16 protein-coding genes are annotated in these 18284 nt (G+C 67.2%); 10 read left to right on the top strand and 6 right to left on the bottom strand.

What is annotated here, in order from left to right; genetic code table 11:
- Nucleotides 1-51 precede the first annotated feature (51 nt).
- The 4 genes from pssA to ACSQ89_RS15210 all read left to right on the top strand — a co-directional run bounded on the left by pssA (nt 52) and on the right by ACSQ89_RS15210 (nt 5596).
- On the top strand, nt 52-876 hold the full coding sequence (pssA, locus tag ACSQ89_RS15225) for a CDP-diacylglycerol--serine O-phosphatidyltransferase (RefSeq protein WP_093108827.1): 825 nt from the start codon (nt 52-54) through the stop codon (nt 874-876).
- Between the two features lie 180 nt (nt 877-1056).
- A complete protein-coding gene (leuA, locus tag ACSQ89_RS15220) occupies nt 1057-2760 on the top strand; it encodes a 2-isopropylmalate synthase (RefSeq protein WP_436290230.1) in 1704 nt (567 codons plus the stop codon).
- 17 nt (nt 2761-2777) lie between these two features.
- Nucleotides 2778-4316, top strand: a complete 1539-nt coding sequence (locus tag ACSQ89_RS15215; protein WP_436290231.1) for a 2-isopropylmalate synthase — start codon at nt 2778-2780, stop codon at nt 4314-4316.
- 116 nt (nt 4317-4432) lie between these two features.
- The gene (locus ACSQ89_RS15210) at nt 4433-5596 is read left to right on the top strand and encodes a serine hydrolase (protein WP_436290232.1); all 1164 of its coding nucleotides are present in this window, start codon (nt 4433-4435) and stop codon (nt 5594-5596) included.
- Between the two features lie 18 nt (nt 5597-5614).
- Here ACSQ89_RS15210 and ACSQ89_RS15205 read toward each other — a convergent pair whose 3' ends face one another.
- The 3 genes from ACSQ89_RS15205 to aat are packed head-to-tail and all read right to left on the bottom strand — an operon-like array spanning nt 5615 to nt 7938.
- The gene (locus ACSQ89_RS15205) at nt 5615-6409 is read right to left on the bottom strand and encodes an IclR family transcriptional regulator (protein WP_093108823.1); all 795 of its coding nucleotides are present in this window, start codon (nt 6407-6409) and stop codon (nt 5615-5617) included.
- A 30-nt stretch (nt 6410-6439) separates the two neighbouring features.
- The gene (locus ACSQ89_RS15200) at nt 6440-7189 is read right to left on the bottom strand and encodes an arginyltransferase (protein WP_436290233.1); all 750 of its coding nucleotides are present in this window, start codon (nt 7187-7189) and stop codon (nt 6440-6442) included.
- Nucleotides 7186-7938 carry a leucyl/phenylalanyl-tRNA--protein transferase gene (gene aat, locus ACSQ89_RS15195; RefSeq protein ID WP_436290234.1) on the bottom strand — a complete coding sequence of 251 codons (753 nt, stop codon included), beginning with the start codon at nt 7936-7938 and terminating at the stop codon, nt 7186-7188. The genes ACSQ89_RS15200 and aat overlap by 4 nt, the downstream gene beginning before the upstream one ends.
- Nucleotides 7939-8053: 115 nt before the next feature.
- Here aat and ACSQ89_RS15190 point away from each other — a divergent pair, with 115 nt between their 5' ends.
- Nucleotides 8054-10384 carry a xanthine dehydrogenase family protein molybdopterin-binding subunit gene (locus tag ACSQ89_RS15190; protein ID WP_436290235.1) on the top strand — a complete coding sequence of 777 codons (2331 nt, stop codon included), beginning with the start codon at nt 8054-8056 and terminating at the stop codon, nt 10382-10384.
- Between the two features lie 6 nt (nt 10385-10390).
- Here the strand turns inward: ACSQ89_RS15190 and pobA are convergent, their stop codons facing one another.
- Nucleotides 10391-11572 (bottom strand): 4-hydroxybenzoate 3-monooxygenase, encoded by a 1182-nt coding sequence (pobA, locus tag ACSQ89_RS15185; RefSeq protein WP_093108819.1) that lies wholly within the window; start codon nt 11570-11572, stop codon nt 10391-10393.
- A 121-nt stretch (nt 11573-11693) separates the two neighbouring features.
- Here pobA and ACSQ89_RS15180 point away from each other — a divergent pair, with 121 nt between their 5' ends.
- The 5 genes from ACSQ89_RS15180 to ACSQ89_RS15160 all read left to right on the top strand — a co-directional run bounded on the left by ACSQ89_RS15180 (nt 11694) and on the right by ACSQ89_RS15160 (nt 16489).
- Nucleotides 11694-12464, top strand: a complete 771-nt coding sequence (locus ACSQ89_RS15180) for an IclR family transcriptional regulator domain-containing protein (protein WP_093108818.1) — start codon at nt 11694-11696, stop codon at nt 12462-12464.
- A 59-nt stretch (nt 12465-12523) separates the two neighbouring features.
- Nucleotides 12524-13183, top strand: a complete 660-nt coding sequence (locus tag ACSQ89_RS15175) for a response regulator (RefSeq protein ID WP_093108817.1) — start codon at nt 12524-12526, stop codon at nt 13181-13183.
- Entirely contained in the window at nt 13180-14493 is a 1314-nt protein-coding gene (locus ACSQ89_RS15170) for an ATP-binding protein (protein ID WP_093108816.1), read from the top strand. The genes ACSQ89_RS15175 and ACSQ89_RS15170 overlap by 4 nt, the downstream gene beginning before the upstream one ends.
- A 70-nt stretch (nt 14494-14563) precedes the next feature.
- On the top strand, nt 14564-16033 hold the full coding sequence (locus ACSQ89_RS15165) for a Do family serine endopeptidase (protein WP_436290236.1): 1470 nt from the start codon (nt 14564-14566) through the stop codon (nt 16031-16033).
- Nucleotides 16034-16165: 132 nt separating this feature from the next.
- Nucleotides 16166-16489 (top strand): hypothetical protein, encoded by a 324-nt coding sequence (locus ACSQ89_RS15160; RefSeq protein ID WP_436290237.1) that lies wholly within the window; start codon nt 16166-16168, stop codon nt 16487-16489.
- Nucleotides 16490-16522: 33 nt separating this feature from the next.
- Here the strand turns inward: ACSQ89_RS15160 and ACSQ89_RS15155 are convergent, their stop codons facing one another.
- Both ACSQ89_RS15155 and xylB read right to left on the bottom strand, forming a co-directional pair.
- Entirely contained in the window at nt 16523-16726 is a 204-nt protein-coding gene (locus tag ACSQ89_RS15155) for a hypothetical protein (RefSeq protein WP_436290238.1), read from the bottom strand.
- Between the two features lie 52 nt (nt 16727-16778).
- The gene (gene xylB / locus ACSQ89_RS15150) at nt 16779-18275 is read right to left on the bottom strand and encodes a xylulokinase (RefSeq protein ID WP_436290239.1); all 1497 of its coding nucleotides are present in this window, start codon (nt 18273-18275) and stop codon (nt 16779-16781) included.
- Between the last annotated feature and the right edge of the window lie 9 nt (nt 18276-18284).

Genomic DNA, 18284 nt, shown 5'->3' with positions numbered 1-18284 from the left:
CCCTTTTTCTTTGATGCCGCGCGAGCTGCTGAACTACACTGCCACCGATCCATGCATGACGACACGCTCCCCGACGAAGTTGCGCCGCGCAAGCGCCGCAAGGGCATCTACATCCTGCCGAACCTGTTCACGCTGGCGGCGCTTTTCGGCGGCTTCTATTCGGTGGTGATGGCCATGAATGCGCGCTTCGATCTCGCGGCGCTCGGTGTGTTCGCCGCCATGATCCTCGACAGCCTCGACGGCCGCGTCGCGCGCATGACCAACACCCAGAGCGCCTTCGGCGAACAGATGGATTCGCTGTCCGACATGGTGTCCTTCGGCGCCGCGCCGGCCTTGATCGCCTACGAATGGTCACTCAAGGGCCTCGGCCGCTGGGGCTGGATCGCGGCATTCGTCTACTGCGCCTGCGCGGCCTTGCGCTTGGCGCGTTTCAACGTCAACACCGGCGTGGTCGACAAGCGCTGGTTCCAGGGCTTGCCCTCGCCGGCGGCGGCGGCCTTGGTGGCCGGCTTCATCTGGCTCATGACCGACTGGGGCAAGCGCGGCGGCGAGGTGCTGTATCTCTCCTGGCATCAGATCACCTGGATCACCTTCGGCTTCACGCTCTATGCGGGCCTGTCGATGGTGACCAACGCGCCGTTCTACAGCTTCAAGGATATCCAGGTGAAGAAGAGCGTGCCATTTGCCGTGATCGTGCTGATCGCGCTCGCCATCGCAGTCGTCAATATCCATCCGCCGACGGTGCTGTTCGGCATCTTCGTGGCCTACGGATTGAGTGGCTACGCGGTCTATGGCTGGCGCAAAGCCAAGGGCCAGCATGTGAGCGTGATCAGCACCTCGACCGACGAGCCCGACGAGCGCGGCCTGCACAAGTGATTCGGGCTGTGCTACATTCCCCGCTCCCATGAACAAGATTTCGCTGGCCCTACTACTGATCCCCTACGGGCGGAGTCGGTAGCGCACGCGCAAATCCCTGACCACGGCCCGTTCGCACCAGCAACGGGCCGTTTGTTTTGGGGTTGCTGGTTGATCCTCCAACCAAGCGAGAAATACCAGATGTTGAAGCAACCCGACCGCAAGTACCGCGCCTTTGCACCCATCGGCCTCAAGGACCGCACCTGGCCCGATGCCGTGCTGACCCAGGCTCCGATCTGGCTGTCGACCGACCTGCGCGACGGTAACCAGGCGCTGGTGGAGCCGATGGACATCGCTCGCAAGATGCGCATGTTCGAGATGCTGGTGGCGATCGGGTTCAAGGAGATCGAGGTCGGCTTTCCTTCGGCCTCGCAGGTCGAGTTCGATTTCGTGCGCAAGCTGATCGAGGAAGACCGCATTCCCGACGATGTGACGATCCAGGTGCTCACGCAGGCGCGCGACCACCTGATCGAGCGCACCTTCGAATCGCTGCAAGGCGCACCGCGCGCGATCGTGCACCTCTACAACGCCGTGGCGCCGGTCATGCGCCGCGTGGTGCTCGGCATGGACGAAGACCAGATCGTCGAGCTGGCGACCACGCATGCGCGCATGTTCAACGAGCTCGCCGCCAAGCAGCCGGCGACCGACTGGACCTTCCAGTACTCGCCGGAAATGTTCTCCGGCACCGACCTCGCTTTCTCCAAGCGGGTGGTGGATGCGGTCATCGAGGTCTGGGCGCCGACGCCCGAGCGCAAGTGCATCGTCAACCTGCCTTCGACGGTCGAGCATTCGACGCCGAACATCTTCGCGGACATGATCGAATGGATGCACCGCCACCTCGCACGCCGCGATGCGATCGTGCTGTCGGTGCATCCGCACAACGACCGCGGCACGGGCACAGCGGCCGGCGAGTTCGCGCTGATGGCGGGAGCAGACCGGATCGAAGGCTGCCTGTTCGGCAACGGCGAGCGCACCGGCAATCTCGACCTGGTGAACGTGGCGCTCAACCTCTACACGCAAGGCGTATCGCCCGGACTCGACTTCTCGAACATCGACGAGATCCGGACGGCCGTCGAGCATTGCAATCAATTGCCGGTGCATCCGCGCCATCCGTACGTGGGCGATCTGGTCTACACCTCCTTTTCCGGTTCGCACCAGGACGCGATCAAGAAGGCCTTCGCCGCGCGCAAGGACGGCGACATCTGGGACATGCCTTACCTGCCGATCGATCCCAAGGACGTGGGCCGCAGCTACGAGGCCGTGATCCGCGTCAACAGCCAGTCGGGCAAGGGCGGCATCGCCTACCTGCTCGAAAGCGAGTACGGGCTTGAACTGCCGCGTCGCCTGCAGATGGAGTTCAGCCAGGCCGTGCAGCGCGTGATGGACGTTGCGGGAAAGGAGCTCACGGCGGCCGACCTCTGGCAGCTGTTCGAGCGCGAGTACCGCATCCAGGGCGAGACGGGCCCGCAGCACCGCGTGCTCGAAGAGCATGGCGAGGGTGCCGACGCGTCCGTGGTGCTGCGCGCCGACCTGCCGTGGGAGGGTGAAACTCGAAAGATCGAAGGCCGCGGCAACGGGCCCATCGATGCCTTCATCCATGCTTTGGCCGGCGCCACCGGGCACTCGATCCGCGTGATCGACTATCACCAGCATGCGATCGGTGCCGGGGCCGATGCGCAGGCGGTGGCCTATCTCGAACTGCGGGTCGACGAGGCGCAGACCCTGTTCGGCGTCGGCATGGACGCGAACATCATCTCGGCTTCGCTCAAGGCGATCGTTTCGGGCCTCGAGCGGGCCCGGGCACAGGGCGCACGCAGCGCACAATCCATGGCTGAAGCCGCCTGACAAGAAGGAGATCCACGATGGCCGACAAACTCATCATTTTCGACACCACCTTGCGCGACGGCGAGCAGTCGCCGGGTGCCTCGATGACCAAGGACGAAAAACTGCGCATCGCGCGCCAGCTCGAGCGCCTGCGGGTCGACGTCATCGAGGCGGGCTTTCCGGCCAGTTCGAACGGTGATTTCGAAGCCGTGATGGCGATCGCCAACGTGATCAAGGAGTCGACGGTGTGCGGCCTGTCGCGGGCCAACGACCGCGACATCTCGCGCGCGGCCGAAGCCCTGAAGGGCGCTGCCAGCGGCCGCATCCACACCTTCATCGCGACCTCGCCGCTGCACATGGAGAAGAAGCTGCGCATGTCGCCCGACGAAGTGTTCGAGCAGGCCAAGCTTGCCGTGCGTTTCGCGCGCAACCTGGTGGGCGACGTCGAGTTCAGCCCGGAGGACGGCTACCGCAGCGACGTCGACTTCCTGTGCCGCGTGCTGGAAGCCGTCATCCACGAGGGCGCGACCACCATCAACGTGCCCGACACCGTCGGCTACGCGGTGCCGGAGCTCTACGGCAACTTCATCAAGACACTGCGCGAGCGCATCCCGAACAGCGACAAGGCCGTCTGGTCCGTGCACTGCCACAACGACCTGGGCATGGCGGTCGCCAACTCGCTGGCGGGCGTGAAGATCGGCGGCGCGCGGCAGGTCGAGTGCACCATCAACGGCCTTGGCGAGCGTGCCGGCAACTGCTCGCTCGAAGAGATCGTGATGGCCGTGAAGACACGAAAGGACTACTTCGGCCTCGATCTCGGCATCGACACCCGACACATCTTGGCCGCCAGCCGCATGGTCAGCCAGACCACCGGTTTCGTGGTGCAGCCCAACAAGGCGGTGGTGGGCGCCAATGCCTTCGCGCACGCGTCGGGCATCCACCAGGATGGCGTGCTCAAGGCGCGCGACACTTACGAGATCATGCGCGCCGAGGATGTGGGCTGGACCGCCAACAAGATCGTGCTCGGCAAGCTGAGCGGCCGCAACGCCTTCAAGCAGCGCCTGCAGGAGCTCGGCGTAACGATGGAGAGCGAGGCCGACATCAACGCCGCGTTCGCGCACTTCAAAGAACTCGCCGATCGAAAGAGTGAAATATTTGACGAAGATATCCTTGCACTTGTAAGCGCCGAGGAGCATTCGCACGTTGCGGAACAGTTTAGTTTTGTATCCTTGTCGCAGCACAGCGAAACCGGCGAGCGGCCCCAGGCGCGAATCGTTTTCACGGTGCATGGCAAGGAGGTCACGAGCGAGTCGGATGGCAATGGCCCGGTTGATGCTTCGCTGAAGGCCATCGAGGCCCACGTGAAGAGCGGGGCGGAGATGGTGCTGTATTCGGTCAATGCCATCAGCGGATCGACGGAGAGTCAGGGCGAAGTCACGGTGCGTTTGCAGAATGCGGGCCGGGTCGTCAATGGCGTGGGGGCCGATCCGGACATCGTGGTGGCATCGGCCAAGGCTTATTTGAGTGCGCTCAACAAGTTACAGAGCCAAGCTGAGAGAGTGGCGGCACAAGGTTAGTTCTTGCGACGGATCCTTTGGTTCTAATGAAGAAAGGGATGCAAGTAACTGATATTGCGTGCCTTTTTTGATTTGGATACACTGCGGTTTCTATTCGTCCCGCTGGAGAGTTTTTGATGCCCGAAGCCCGTTTCTGCCGAGTTTCCAGCCAGCGGTTTCTTCCTGCATTCCGCCTCATCGCCGTCGCGCTCTGCGCCACGGCGTTTTTGCTGCCCGCAGCAGAGGCAGCCAAGAAGCCGCCGGCAGGCAAGAAGGTCCAGCAGGTGAGTGCCGACAGCAAGCGCAGCAGCGCCAAGTCGGCATCGAAACACAGCGTCAAGGATGACGACAAGGCCGACCGCGTCGTGAGCGGCGGGCGCAACGTGGTGGCTTCGATCCGCAAGCGGGGCGGCAAGACGGTGGTGGCGGTGCAGCGGCGGTCGGTGGTGCGTGTGGTCGAGGCGCGGCAGTCTTTCGGCCAGCTGGCCGGCCTGCACAGCACCGAAGATGCGCTCGACCTGAAATCCAGCGTCGCGCTGGTGATCGACCAAGACACGCGCGAAGTGCTCTTCAGCAAGAACGACCACGCAGTGCTGCCCATCGCTTCGCTGACCAAGCTCATGACGGGGTTGATCATCAGCGAGGCGCGCCTTCCTTCCGACGAACTGATCACCATCAGCCAGGATGACGTCGACACCGAAAAAGGAAGCCGCTCACGCCTGACGGTCGGCACCACGCTGCCGCGCGGCGAACTTCTGCACCTGGCATTGATGTCGAGCGAAAACCGCGCGGCGCACGCGCTCGGGCGCACCTATCCGGGCGGCCTCGCCACCTTCGTGAGCGTCATGAACGCCAAGGCCAAGATGCTCGGCATGAAGGACACGCGCTACGTCGAGCCCACCGGGCTCTCGAGCCGCAATCAGTCGAGTGCGCAAGACCTGGCCCTGCTGGTCAATGCCGCCTATGCCGACGCCACGGTGCGCCAGCTCTCCACCTCGCCCGAGTACCAGGTCGAAGTCGGCAGCCGCGTGCTGCAGTACAACACCACGAATCGCCTGGTCAAGAATCCGGACTGGGACATCGGCGTGCAGAAGACCGGCTACATCTCGGAAGCCGGCCAATGCCTCGTGATGCAGACCAAGATCGCCGGGCGCAAGCTGATCATGGTGTTCCTCGACTCGGCCGGCAAGTTCGGCCGCATCGGCGATGCCGAGCGCGTTCGCCGCTGGGTCGAAGCCACCCACAACATGGTGAATCCGGCTGCGCAGCAGCAGGCCGTCGCAACGCACGTTGCGGGCTGAGCCGCGCCGGCCTGGCGATCAGGCCGAAGCGGGCGTGTTCGCGTTGTAGCCGAGCGCGTTCGAGATTTCGTTGGCGGTGGCCTGCAGTTTCGGCAGCCACCCGTCGTCGAGCCGGTCTGCCGGCGCCGAGATCGACAACCCCGCAACCAGCTTGCCCTGATCGTCGTAGATGCCTGCGGCCATGCAGCGCACGCCGAGCTCGAGCTCCTCGTTGTCGCGGGCGATGCCGTACTGGCGCGCCTTGGAAAGTTCGCGCTCCAGCGCCGGCAGCTGCGTGATGCTGTTGCGCGTGTGGCCGGCCAGGCCGGTTCGCGTGGCGTAGCTGCGCACCCGCTGGGGTTCGTCGAGCGCGAGGAACAGCTTGCCGGTGGAAGTCAGGTGCAGCGGCGCCCGGCCGCCGATGGCGCGCACCACCTGCATGCCCGAGCGCTCGCTGTAGGCGCGCTCTATATAGACGATCTCGTCACCCTGGCGCATGCTGAGGTTCACCGGCTGCTGCGTGAGCTTGTGCAGTTCCCGCATCGGCGCCATCGCGGCATCGCGCACGTTGAGCCGACCCTTGACCAGGTTCCCGAGCTCCAGCAGGCGCATGCCGAGCCGGTAGCTGCCGGCCTCCGGCCGGTCGACGAAGCGGCCGACCGCCAGGTCGTTCAGGATGCGATGGGTGGTGGACGGGTGCAAGCCCGTCTTCTCGCTGATTTCCTTCAGAGAGATGGCTTCTTCCCGGGATGCCAAGACGTCGATCAGCGCGAACATGCGCTCGATCACTTGGATGACGGGCACGGCAGGAACGTCTGATTGGTGTTTTCTCATGGGCAACGCGGTGTGGAACCGGCTGCCATTTTACTTGGTGAAATGGGTCGGCGCTTGCCAGCGGCCGTCGATCAGCACTTCATGCGGGGCAAAACGGGCCTTGTAGTTCATCTTGGCGCTGCCCTCGATCCAGTAGCCGAGATAGACGTGGGCGAGGCCCAGCTTGCGGGCCTGCTCGATCTGCCACAGCACGCTGTAGTTGCCGTAGCCCGCGCCCGCCTCGGGCTCGTAGAAGGTGTAGACCGCAGAGATTCCGTCGTTCAGCACGTCGAGGATCGACACCATCTTCAAGGCGCCCGCGCTGCCGTCCGGCCGGGTTTCGCGAAACTCCACCAGCCGCGAGTTGACCCTGCTTTGCAGCAGGAACTGGGTGTACTGGTCGATGCTGTCGTGATCCATGCCGCCGCCGGCATGGCGGCCGTTCTGGTAGCGCAGGTAGAGCTGGTAGTGCTCGGGCACGAAGCAGAGCTTGAGCACGCGGGCCTGCAGATCGGCATGGCGTGCCAAGGCACGGCGCTGGCTGCGATTGGGCTTGAACTCGCTCGCCAGTATGCGCAGCGGTATGCAGGCGCTGCAGCCGTCGCAATGCGGCCTGTAGGTGAACATTCCGCTGCGCCGGAAGCCGGCGAGCACCAGGTCCGAGTACGCGTCGTTGTGGATCAGGTGGCTCGGCGTCGCGACCTGCGAGCGCGCCTGCCTGTCCGGCAGGTAGCTGCACGGATAGGGCGCTGTCGCGTAGAACTGCAGCGTGTGGAGCGGGAGATCCTTGAGGTGCGTCACGTCGTGAAGGAAAGTCGCGCAGGCAGGAGTTCGGACCAGTATACGGGCTCGAAACGCCACGCAGGGCCTGCTTGCAGGCGTGCGTCGGCCACATGCGACAAGAAACGTTCGCGCGGCACCTCGTGTGCGCCCAGGCTGGCCAGGTGGCCCGTGTTCTGCTGGCAATCGATCATCGCGATCCCGTGCCGCCGGCAGAACGAGACCAGGGCCGCCAGCGCGATCTTGGAAGCGTCGGGCCGGCGGGCGAACATCGATTCGCCGAAGACTGCGCGGCCGATTGCCACGCAGTACAGGCCGCCCGCGAGTTCGCCGTCGATCCAGGTTTCGACGCTGTGCGCATGGCCGGCGCGGTGCAGATCCGTGTAGGCGCGCACCATCTCGGGCAGGATCCAGGTGCCGGTCTGGCCGATGCGCGGCGCCTGCGAGCAGGCATCGATCACCGTCTCAAAACGGTGGTCGATGCGGATTTCGCAGCCCGCGGTGGCGCGGAAACGCTCCAGCGTCTTGCGCAGCGAACGGTGGAGCCTGAAGCCGGCGGTTTCGAGCACCATTCGCGGATCCGGGCTCCACCAGAGGATCGGCTGGCCGTCGCTGAACCACGGGAAGATGCCGTTGGCGTAGGCGTGAAGGAGGCTGGCGACATCGAGCCCGCCACCTGCGGCCAGAAGGCCTGGCACGGGGTCGGATTCGCCCCAGGCCGAAGCGGCATCGGGCAGGGGGTCACCAGGGGCAAGCCAGGGCAGTTGCATGGTCGAAGGTATACACGGCTTCCGCAGACGCGCTGTCGTCGCAAGCCGAATTTGCCTGAAGCCCCTATAGTCGTTCCCGCATTCGCAGCCATCGCTCAAAGCAAAAAGGACCACGGTGAGCACAGAAACCAATCCCATGCGCTTCGGCAGCGGCCAAGCCGTTCGACGACTCGAAGATGAAAGCCTCCTGGCCGGCGCCGGGCGTTTCACCGACGACGTCACGCTACCGAATCAGACCTTTCTGGCCTTCGTCCGTTCCCCGTATCCGCACGCGCGGCTGGCATCGGTCGACACCGCGTCGGCCGCCGCCATGCCGGGTGTGCTGCGCATCCTCACCGGTGCGGAGCTGCACGGCGCCGGCGTCAAGCCCCTGCCGGGCGCCGCGGGCTTCACGCGCGCCGACGGCACCGACTGCGCGGCGCCGCCGCGGCATGTGCTGGCGCTCGACCGGGTTCGTTTCGTCGGCGAGCCGGTCGCTGCCGTGATCGCTGAAACCGCGCGCGAGGCGCGCGATGCGGCCGAGGCGGTGATGGTCGACTACGAAGCGCTGCCGATGGTGGTCGACCTCGCCGGCGCGACGGCGGATGGCGCGCCCCTGGTTTGGGACGAGGCCACCGGCAACATCGCCGCCGAGATGCGCCACGGCAGCAGGGAAGCGACGAGCGCCGCCTTCGCCAAGGCCAGCCACGTGGTCGCGCTCGACGTCGTCAACCAGCGGGTGGTCGCGCTCACGATCGAGCCGCGCTCGGTGCTGGCCGATTTCGACGCCGCCTCGGAACGGATCACCCTGCGCATGAGCACCCAGATGCCCTCGGGCGTGCGCAATTCGGTCTGCGACGCGATCGGCCTGCCCAAGGAGCAGGTGCGCGTGGTCGTGGGCGATGTCGGCGGCGGCTTCGGCATGAAGACCAGCGCCTACCCGGAAGACATCGTCGTGGCCTTTGCCGCGCGCGCGGTGCGGCGGCCGGTGAAGTGGGTGGCCGACCGCAGCGAGGAATTCCTTTCGAGCTGGCATGGCCGCGACATCGAGGCCCATGCGGAGCTGGCGCTCGACGCCAGGGGCAAGATTCTCGGGCTGCGCATCAGGACCCTGGCCAACGTCGGCGCCTACGCGGGCGGCACCGGCGTCGTGATCCAGCTCCTGATCGGCCCCTGGGTGCAGACCAGCGTCTACGACATCCAGACCATCGACTTCCATTTCCATGCGGTGCTGACCCATACCGCGCCGACGGGCGCCTACCGGGGCGCCGGCCGGCCGGAGGCGATCTACACCATCGAGCGGCTGATGGACGAGGCCGCGCGCCAGACCGGCATCGACCGCATCGAGTTGCGCCGGCGCAACTTCATCCAGCCGGCGCAGATGCCCTACACGAACCCGATGCAGCAGACCTACGACACCGGCAAGTTCGAGTCGGTGATGGACCAGGCGCTGAAGCTGGCCGATTGGCAGGGATTCGATGCGCGCGCGGCGCAGTCCAAGCGCCAGGGCCGGTTGCGCGGGCTCGGCATCGCGACTTTCCTCGAATGGACCGGCGGCAACGTGTTCGAGGAGCGCGTGACGGTCTCGGTGCAGGCCGACGGCGTCATCGAGGTGTTCTCCGCCGTCAACGCCATGGGGCAGGGCATCGCGACCACGCTGGCGCAACTGGCGGTCGATGCCTTCGGCGTGCCGATCGAGAAAGTGCGCATCGTGCTGGGCGACACCGACCGCGGCGACGGCTTCGGCAGCGCCGGCTCGCGTTCGCTCTTCACCGGCGGCTCGGCCGTTCGCATCGGTGCCGAGCGCACCATCGACAAGGCGAAGGCGCTTGCCGCGCAGGAGCTTGAAGTCGCGCCTGCCGACCTCAGCTACGCGGGCGGCGTTTTCAAGGTCGCCGGCACCGATCTGCAGCTCGACCTGTTCACCCTGGCCGGACGCCAGCCGGATCGGCAGATCTTCGTCGACTCCACCAGCGCCGTCGCCGGCCCGACCTGGCCCAACGGCTGCCACATCTGCGAGGTCGAGATCGACCCGCCCACCGGCGATGTGAGCGTGCTGGCCTATGCCTCGGTCAACGACGTCGGCCGCGTGGTCAACCCGATGATCGTTCGCGGCCAGCTCGAAGGCGGCGCCGTGCAGGGCATCGGCCAGGCGCTGTGCGAGCGCGTGGTCTACGACATCGAAACCGGCCAGCCGCTGACCGGCAGCCTGATGGACTACGCCGCGCCGCGAGCCGACATCATCGCCTCGATGTTCAAGACCGAGATGGACCAGAGCACGCCCTGCCTCAACAACCCGCTGGGCGTGAAGGGCGTGGGCGAGCTGGGCACCATCGGCGCCACGCCGGCAGTCGTCAATGCCGTGGCCGATGCGCTGGCGCGCAACGGCATGGCCGGGCTCACGCCTCGCCTGGACATGCCGCTCACGCCCGCGCGCATGTGGGCGCTCATGCAGCCGGGGCCCTGAAACGCTTCAGAACTCTTCCAGCGGCAGCCCCACGTAGTTCTCCGCCAGCGAGGTCGAGGCGGCGCGCGAGTGCACCAGGTAGTCGAGCTCGGCCTCCTGGATCTTCTGGCCGAACTCCCCGGTTTCCGGGAAGCGGTGCATCAGCGAGGTGAACCACCACGAGAAGCGCTCGGCCTTCCAGACCCGGCGCAGGCACAGGTCGGAGTAGCGGTCGAGCGCCGAGGCGCTGCGTTCGCGGTAGAAGATCTCGAAGGCGCGCGACAGGTAGCCGACGTCGGCCGTCGCCAGGTTCAGGCCCTTGGCGCCGGTCGGCGGCACGATATGGGCCGCGTCGCCGGCCAGGAACAGGCTGCCGAAGCGCATCGGTTCGGCCACGAAGCTGCGCAGCGGCGCGATGCTTTTTTCGAGCGAAGGGCCGGTCACGAGCCGCTCGCGCGCTTCGGGGTCGAGGCGCAGGCGCAGCTCGTTCCAGAACGCCTCGTCGCTCCAGTTCTCCACGCGCTCCTCGACCGGCACCTGCACGTAGTAGCGGCTGCGCGTGGCGCTGCGCATGCTGCACAGCGCGAAGCCGCGCGGCGTGTTGGCGTAGATCAGCTCGTGCGATACCGGCGGCACATCGGCGAGCACCCCGAGCCAGCCGAAGGGATAGACCTTTTCGTAGGTGTGGATCGCCTGGGCCGGCACGCTGGCACGGCTCACGCCGTGGTAGCCGTCGCAGCCGGCGATGAAGTCGCACTCGATCTCGTGCGTGGCACCGTCCTTCTCGTAGCGCACGCGGGGCTTCCCCGTGTCGAAGTCATGCAGGCTGACTGGCGAGGCGCCGTAGATGGTGGTCAGGCCCTCCGCCTCGCGCGCATTCATCAGATCGTGGGTCACCTCGGTCTGGCCATAGACCGTGACCTGCTTGCCGCCGGTCAGGCCATGCATGTCGATGCGATGGCGCGCGCCCTTGAACAGCAGCTCGATGCCTTCGTGCGGCAGGCCCTCGGCCTTGGCGCGCGCGTCGACGCCGGCGCGCTGGAGCAAGTCCATCGTGATCTGCTCCAGCACGCCGGCCCGGATGCGGCCCAGCACGTAGTCGCCGGTCTGGCGCTCGATGATGATGTTGTCGATGCCGGCCTTGTAGAGCAGCTGGCCGAGCAAGAGGCCGGCCGGGCCCGCGCCGATGATGGCGACCTGTGTGCGCATGCGTGTCTCCTGATTGCTTGGCCTCAAGCGTAGGACGATGCGGACTCCCCGGCTCGCCGCGATGCCATCCTCTGTGCGATGATGAGGCGGCCTGCGCGATGATCGCGCAACACTTCGCGCCATGACCATAGCCAAACCCGACTTCATCGAGGGCATCGCCAAGGGCATGGCCGTGCTCGAGAGTTTCGACACCGAGCGCCAGCGTCTCAATGCCACGCTGGCAGCCGAGCGCGCCGGCCTGACGCGGGCCGCGGCCCGGCGCCACCTGCTGACGCTTGCGCACCTCGGCTACCTCGAAACCGACGGCAGCTATTTCTGGATGGCGCCGAAGGTGCTGCGCTTCTCGGGCAGCTACCTCGCGTCGTCGCGGCTGCCGCGCGCGCTGCAGCCCACGCTCAACCGGCTCGCGGCGCAGACGGGCGAATCCTTCTCGGCCGTGGTGCTCGATGGCGAAGAGGTGGTCATCATCGCGCGCAGCGGCAGCTATGGCACGCCGACCCGCGTGCTGGCCTACGGCCTCCACCTCGGGGCGCGCCTCCCGGCCCATGCGACATCGACCGGCCGCGTGCTGCTCGCCGGCATGAGCGCGGCGCAGCTCACGCAATGGCTCAAGGGCCGCAACCTGCCGCGCCTCACGCCGCGCACCATCACCCAGGCGCGCGTGCTGCGCCAGCGCATCGCGCAGGTGCGCAAGGACGATTTCTGCTTTGCCAGCGAGGAACACGAGCTCGGCGTGCAGGCGCTGGCGGTGCCGTTGCGCGACATGCAGGGCCACACGGTGGCGGCGCTCAACGTCGTGCTGTCGGGCACGCGCCACTCCGAAGAGGCGCTGCGCCGCGACATGCTGCCGCTGTTGTTCGAGGCGGCGCGCGAGGTCAGGGCGCTTCTGTGAACGCGCTTGAACTTCGCCGCCGCTACGATCTCGAACCGCCTTTGTGCGGATGAACGACGATGCGACTGCTGCTGCTCGAAGACGACGTGATGATCGGCGAGGCCGTGCTGGACCTGCTGCGCGCCGAGAACTACGCGGTCGACTGGGTCAAGGACGGCGACGCTGCCGACACCGCACTGCGCACGCAGCAGTACGACCTGGTGCTGCTCGACCTCGGCGTGCCGCGCCGCGATGGCCTTGAGGTGCTGCGTTCGCTGCGCGCCCGCAAGCAGCGCATGCCGGTGTTGATCGCCACGGCGCGCGATTCGGTGCAGCAGCGCATCGAGGGCCTGGATGCCGGCGCCGACGACTACGTGCTGAAGCCCTACGACCTCGACGAGCTTCTGGCGCGCATCCGGGCCTTGCTGCGCCGCGCATCGGGGCGGGCCGAGCCGGTCTACGAGCATCTGGGTGTCAGCATCAATCCGTCGACGCGCGAAGTCGCCGTGGGCGGCCAGCCGGTGGTGCTGTCGGCGCGCGAATGGGCGGTGCTCGAACCGCTGATCGCGCGGCCGGGCATGGTGCTCTCGCGCGCGCAGCTCGAAGAAAAGCTCTACGGCTGGAAGGACGAGATCAGCAGCAACGCGGTCGAGGTCTATGTGCACGGGCTGCGCAAGAAGCTCGGCGCCGATCTCATTCGCAATGTGCGGGGGGTGGGCTACATGGTGCCCAAGGAATGAAGTCCTTACGCGCGCGTCTTTTGTGGTTCCTATTGGCTGCCATCGTGCTTGCAGCAGGAACGCAGGCCTTCGTGGCCTATCGCACGGTGCTCAAGGAAGCCGACGAGATCTTCGACTACCACATGCAGCAGATGGCGTTCTCGCTGCGCGCGGGCCTGCCGCCCAGTGCGGCCGTGGGCGGGCTCGGCGGCGGCGAGGAGAACTTCGAATTCGTCGTGCAGATATGGACGGCCGACGGCGTGCGCATCTTCGAATCGGCCGCGCGTGCCGCACTGCCGCAGCGCGCGGTGCTGGGTTTCTCGAACGTGCAGGCGCGCGGCACCACCTACAGGGTGTTCTCGATCCAGAGCGCCGGGCTGGTGATCCAGGTGGCGCAGGACATGGCGGCGCGCCGCACCATGGCGGGAACGCTCGCGCTGCGCACCGTCGGGCCGATCGCGCTGGCGGCGCCCTTGCTGATGCTGGTGGTGTGGTGGGTGGTGAGCCGCTCGCTGGCGCCGGTGGCGCGCGTGCGCAGCCAGGTTGCCTCCCGGCAGGCTGACGACCTCTCGCCGGTCAGCGAGAGCGGCCTGCCCGAGGAGGTACGCCCGCTGGTGCACGAACTCAACCTGCTGTTTGATCGCGTGCGCCGGGCCTTCGAGGCGCAGAAGCATTTCGTGGCCGATGCGGCGCACGAGCTGCGCTCGCCGCTCGCGGCCTTGAAGCTGCAGGTGCAGAGCCTGCAGCGCGCGCCCGACGATGCCGCGCGCGAGCTCGCCGTCGGCCGTCTGGCAGCCGGCATCGACCGGGCGACGCGGCTGGTCGAGCAGATGCTCGCGCTGGCGCGGCACGAAGCCAGCGCCGCCACCGGCGCCAGCGCGGAGCCGGTGGACCTGCAGGAGGTCGCGCGGCTCGCGATCTCCGATGCCATTGCCGCCGCCCAGGCACGCCGGATCGACATCGGCATGGCGCGCGCGGATGCGGCCGAGGTACGCGGCCAGGCCGAGGCCTTGCGCACGCTGCTGCGCAACCTGCTCGACAACGCCGTGAAGTACACGCCCGAGGGCGGCCGCGTCGACGTCGGCATCGCGGCCTCGCCGGACGGGGTGGAACTCAGCGTGGAAGACAGCGGCCCGGGCCTGCCGGCCGAGGAGCGCTCGCGCGTGCTCGACCGCTTCTATCGCTCGGGCGAGCCGCAGGCGGCGGGCAGCGGTCTCGGGCTGGCGATCGTGAAGTCGATCGCCGACCTGCATGGCGCGACGCTGGCTATCGATGGCTCCGGCAGCCTGGGTGGCCTGCGCGTGAGCATGCGTTTTCCCAGAACTGTTTAAGGCGCGCTTAAGCGAGCGGACCGACATTCCTTTCATCGTGTTTCCAACTGACACCTCGAAAGGAACTTCAATGAATGTCCGTCTGAACTCGCCCCGCGCGCTCGTTCTCGCCCTGTCGGCCGCGGGCGTCATCGGCGCCGTCGGCGCGGGCGCCTACACCAGTGCCAATGCCGTGAACACGCCGGCGCCCGCCGTGGCCGCGCCGATGGTCACCATGCCCGATTTCTCGACCATCACCACGCGCAACGGTCCCGCCGTCGTCAACATCAGCGTGACGGGCACCATGAAGACTTCGATGGAGGGTGTGGCCGGCATCCCCGGCATGGATCCCGACGATCCGATGTTCGAGTTCTTCCGCCGCTTCCAGGGCCAGATGGGCCCACGCGGCAAACAGCAGCAGCAGCGCGAGATGCCGGTGCGCGGACAGGGTTCGGGCTTCATCGTGAGCGCCGACGGCGTCATCCTGACCAACGCCCACGTGGTGAAGGACGCGAAGGAAGTGACGGTCAAGCTGACCGATCGCCGCGAGTTCCGCGCCAAGGTGCTGGGCTCCGACGAGAAGACCGACATCGCGGTGCTCAAGATCGACGCGAAGAACCTGCCGACCCTGTCGCTGGGCAACACCAAGGAGCTGAAGCCGGGCGAATGGGTGCTTGCGATCGGCTCGCCCTTCGGTTTCGAGAACACCGTGACGGCAGGCGTGGTGAGCGCCAAGGGCCGCTCGCTGCCCGACGACAGCTACGTGCCTTTCATCCAGACCGACGTGGCCATCAACCCCGGCAACTCGGGCGGGCCGCTGATCAACACGCGCGGCGAGGTGGTGGGCATCAACTCGCAGATCTACAGCCGCAGCGGCGGCTATCAGGGCGTGTCCTTCGCGATCCCGATCGACGTCGCGATCCAGGTGAAGGACCAGATCGTCGCCACCGGCCGCGCCAGCCATGCGCGGCTGGGCGTCGCGGTGCAGGAGGTGAACCAGACCTTCGCCGACTCCTTCAAGCTCGACAAGCCCGAGGGCGCGCTGGTGTCGAACGTGGAGAAGGGCGGCCCGGCCGAGCAGGCCGGCCTGCGCTCCGGCGACGTGATCCGCAAGGTCGACGGCGACCCGGTCGTTGCCTCCGGCGACCTGCCGGCCCTGATCGGCCAGAAGAAGCCCGGCACCAAGGTCATGCTCGATGTCTGGCGCCAGGGCGCACGCCAGGAGCTCAGCGCCAGGCTGGGCGATGCGAGCGAAAAGGCGAGCACGGTGGCGAAGAACGACGAGCGCGCCGGCGGCGGCAAGCTCGGTCTCGCGCTCAGGCCGCTGCAGCCGCAGGAGAAGCGCGAGGCCGCGGTCGAGAGCGGCCTCCTGATCGAGGATGCGGGCGGCGCGGCGGCGCTCGCCGGCGTGCAGGCGGGCGACGTGCTGCTGGCCATCAACGGCACGCCCGCAAAGAGCGTCGAGCAGGTGCGCGAGGTGGTGAACAAGGCCGACAAGTCGATCGCGCTGCTCATCCAGCGCGATGGCGACCGGATCTTCGTGCCCGTGCGCATCGGCTGATGGAAGTCACAGCGGCCGCTGCGGCGTTGGCGAAGGCGCGTCACATGGAGCGCACATCGTGCAAAAGTGCCTTTGTGGATGATTAACCGGCTGTAACAATTCGCCCAAACAAGCTGAATAAGAGGTTTCCCTATGGTGCTTCGCGATCTCGCCCTGACTGTGCTCGAACTCGAGCCCTATGAATTTCATTGGGTTCTGATGGAGGCAGTGCAGGCGGATTCGGAGGAGTGCCTGGTGTACCGGCCCGTCGACTCCTCGACCCAGGGCCTGCCCGATTATTCGGAGGCGCTCATTCAGGGCGCCTCGGCACTGCGCGTACTGCAAAGGCTCGCACCCTTCGGCCGTCCCATGGCGCCGGTGGGCCTCGCAGAAGGCGTGCCGGAGCCGTCCGCCGCAGCCGCATCGACGATGGATGCGGATTCCTGCATGCTCCCCACCGGTCACTCGATGCTGTAAGCCTGGCAAGCCAGGCACAGCAGATCCGTCTATCTATCGAATCTGCGTACCGAAGTGCAGCGCGGTGACAGCGATCACCTTGGCCGCGTGCGCGCGGATCGTTCCCTGCTGCGAGACGCCGCGCAAGACCAGCAAGGGTTGCGCAGGCCCGCTCACGGGCTTCGAGGAATGCCCGTTCTCGCCGGACGCCGCAAAGGAGGCGCGGCATCGGGCTGCGAACTTGAGCAGTGATGGCATGGCCTCGAAGGTAGCTGCTGCGGCGCCATCGGCCAATCCGCCGAAGGTCGCATCATGGCCTGTCCAGGCGGCATAGGTCGGGTGTCGATCGGTCGTCGTCGGCGAAGCAGGCGCGCAAGCTCGCATACAGCGCCTTGAAGCGCGCATGGCGCGCGGCATGGACATCGGCCTTCGTTCCGGCCGGCTCGAAACGCTGCCGCACCGCCGGCCGCAGGCACACCCGGGCTTGCGTGCCGCCGTCCGCCAGCCAGGCAAGCCGGGCCGCACCGAGCGCGCCGCCGGCTTCGCTGCCTTCGCATAGCGCAAGAGGCAGTTCGAGGATGTCGGCCAGCAGCTGGGCCCACCAGGCGCTGCGCGCGCCGCCGCCGACCAGCACCAGATCGCCGGCCGGCCGGGCCAGCGTGTCCAGCCCGTCCCGCAGGCCGAAGCTCACTCCTTCCACCACGGCATAGGCGATGTCGGCCGGCCCGTGCGCATGCGTCAGGCCGAAGAGCACGCCCTGCGCATTCGCGTCGTTGTGCGGCGAGCGTTCGCCTGAGAGATAGGGCAGGAACAGCGGCGCGCGGCGGCGCGCTTCGGCATCGAGCGTGGCAGCCGCGGCAAGCAGCGTCGCCTCGTTGCCCAGGCCGAAGCTGCGCGCGGCCCAGCTCACGGCGCTGGAGGCCGACAGCATCACCGACATCTGGTGCCAGCGCCCGGGCAGTGCATGGCAGAAGGCGTGCACGGCGGCCTCGGGCCTGGGCTCGAAGCGCTCGCCGCAGACGAAGATCACGCCCGAGGTGCCGAGCGAGACGAAGCCCTCGCCGGCATCGACGAGGCCCATGCCGACCGCGCTGGCCGCATTGTCGCCGCCGCCCGCGATCGCGACCTCGGGCGCCAGGCCCCAGCGTCGCGCGAGCTCGGGCTTGAGCCGACCCGCGGTGGCACTGCCTTCCGCCAGCCGCGGCATCTGCGCGCGCGTGAGGCCGCAGGCGGCGAGCAGTTCGTCGGACCAGTCGCGCGCGGCCACGTCCAGCCACAGCGTGCCCGACGCGTCCGACATGTCGCTCGCGAGTTCGCCGCTCAAGCTGAATCGCAGCCAGTCCTTGGGAAGCAGCACGCAGGCGATGCGTGCGAATAGCTCCGGTTCGTGCTCGCGCATCCACAGCAGCTTGGGGGCGGTGAAGCCCGGCATGGCGAGGTTGCCGGCGATCGCGGCGAGGCGCGGCACGCGCGCCGTCAACGCGTCGCACTGGGCGGCGCTGCGGCCGTCGTTCCAGAGGATGGCGGGGCGCAGCACCCGGCCTTGCGCATCCATCGCCACGGCGCCGTGCATCTGGCCCGACAGGCCGATCGCACGCACGGACGACAGGGCGGCAGCGTGATGGCGCTGCAGTTCGGCCATGACGGCTTCCAATGCCTCCCACCATTGCGAAGGCGATTGCTCCGACCACAGCGGCGCCGGCCGGCTGACGCTGAGCGGGGCTCGTGCCAGCGCGACGATGCGGTGATCGTCGGCCAGCAGCAGCGCCTTCAGCTCGGAGGTGCCGAGATCGAGTCCGAGGTACAAGAGGGGGTC

Source organism: Variovorax sp. LjRoot175 (genome assembly GCF_964253805.1).
GTDB lineage: Bacteria > Pseudomonadota > Gammaproteobacteria > Burkholderiales > Burkholderiaceae_C > Variovorax.
Note: the sequence above shows the minus strand (reverse complement) of the source record. Positions and strands in the feature narration are given on the sequence as shown.

Bases quoted from the DNA above. Each gene is read 5' to 3' on its own strand.
- pobA (WP_093108819.1), bottom strand. From the start codon at position 11,572: ATGCGCACACAGGTCGCCATCATCGGCGCGGGCCCGGCCGGCCTCTTG.
- ACSQ89_RS15180 (WP_093108818.1), top strand. From the start codon at position 11,694: ATGACCATAGCCAAACCCGACTTCATCGAGGGCATCGCCAAGGGCATG.
- ACSQ89_RS15205 (WP_093108823.1), bottom strand. From the start codon at position 6,409: ATGAGAAAACACCAATCAGACGTTCCTGCCGTGCCCGTCATCCAAGTG.
- ACSQ89_RS15210 (WP_436290232.1), top strand. From the start codon at position 4,433: ATGCCCGAAGCCCGTTTCTGCCGAGTTTCCAGCCAGCGGTTTCTTCCT.
- leuA (WP_436290230.1), top strand. From the start codon at position 1,057: ATGTTGAAGCAACCCGACCGCAAGTACCGCGCCTTTGCACCCATCGGC.
- ACSQ89_RS15215 (WP_436290231.1), top strand. From the start codon at position 2,778: ATGGCCGACAAACTCATCATTTTCGACACCACCTTGCGCGACGGCGAG.
- ACSQ89_RS15160 (WP_436290237.1), top strand. From the start codon at position 16,166: ATGGTGCTTCGCGATCTCGCCCTGACTGTGCTCGAACTCGAGCCCTAT.
- ACSQ89_RS15170 (WP_093108816.1), top strand. From the start codon at position 13,180: ATGAAGTCCTTACGCGCGCGTCTTTTGTGGTTCCTATTGGCTGCCATC.
- aat (WP_436290234.1), bottom strand. From the start codon at position 7,938: ATGCAACTGCCCTGGCTTGCCCCTGGTGACCCCCTGCCCGATGCCGCT.
- pssA (WP_093108827.1), top strand. From the start codon at position 52: ATGCATGACGACACGCTCCCCGACGAAGTTGCGCCGCGCAAGCGCCGC.
- ACSQ89_RS15165 (WP_436290236.1), top strand. From the start codon at position 14,564: ATGAATGTCCGTCTGAACTCGCCCCGCGCGCTCGTTCTCGCCCTGTCG.
- ACSQ89_RS15175 (WP_093108817.1), top strand. From the start codon at position 12,524: ATGCGACTGCTGCTGCTCGAAGACGACGTGATGATCGGCGAGGCCGTG.
- ACSQ89_RS15155 (WP_436290238.1), bottom strand. From the start codon at position 16,726: ATGCCATCACTGCTCAAGTTCGCAGCCCGATGCCGCGCCTCCTTTGCG.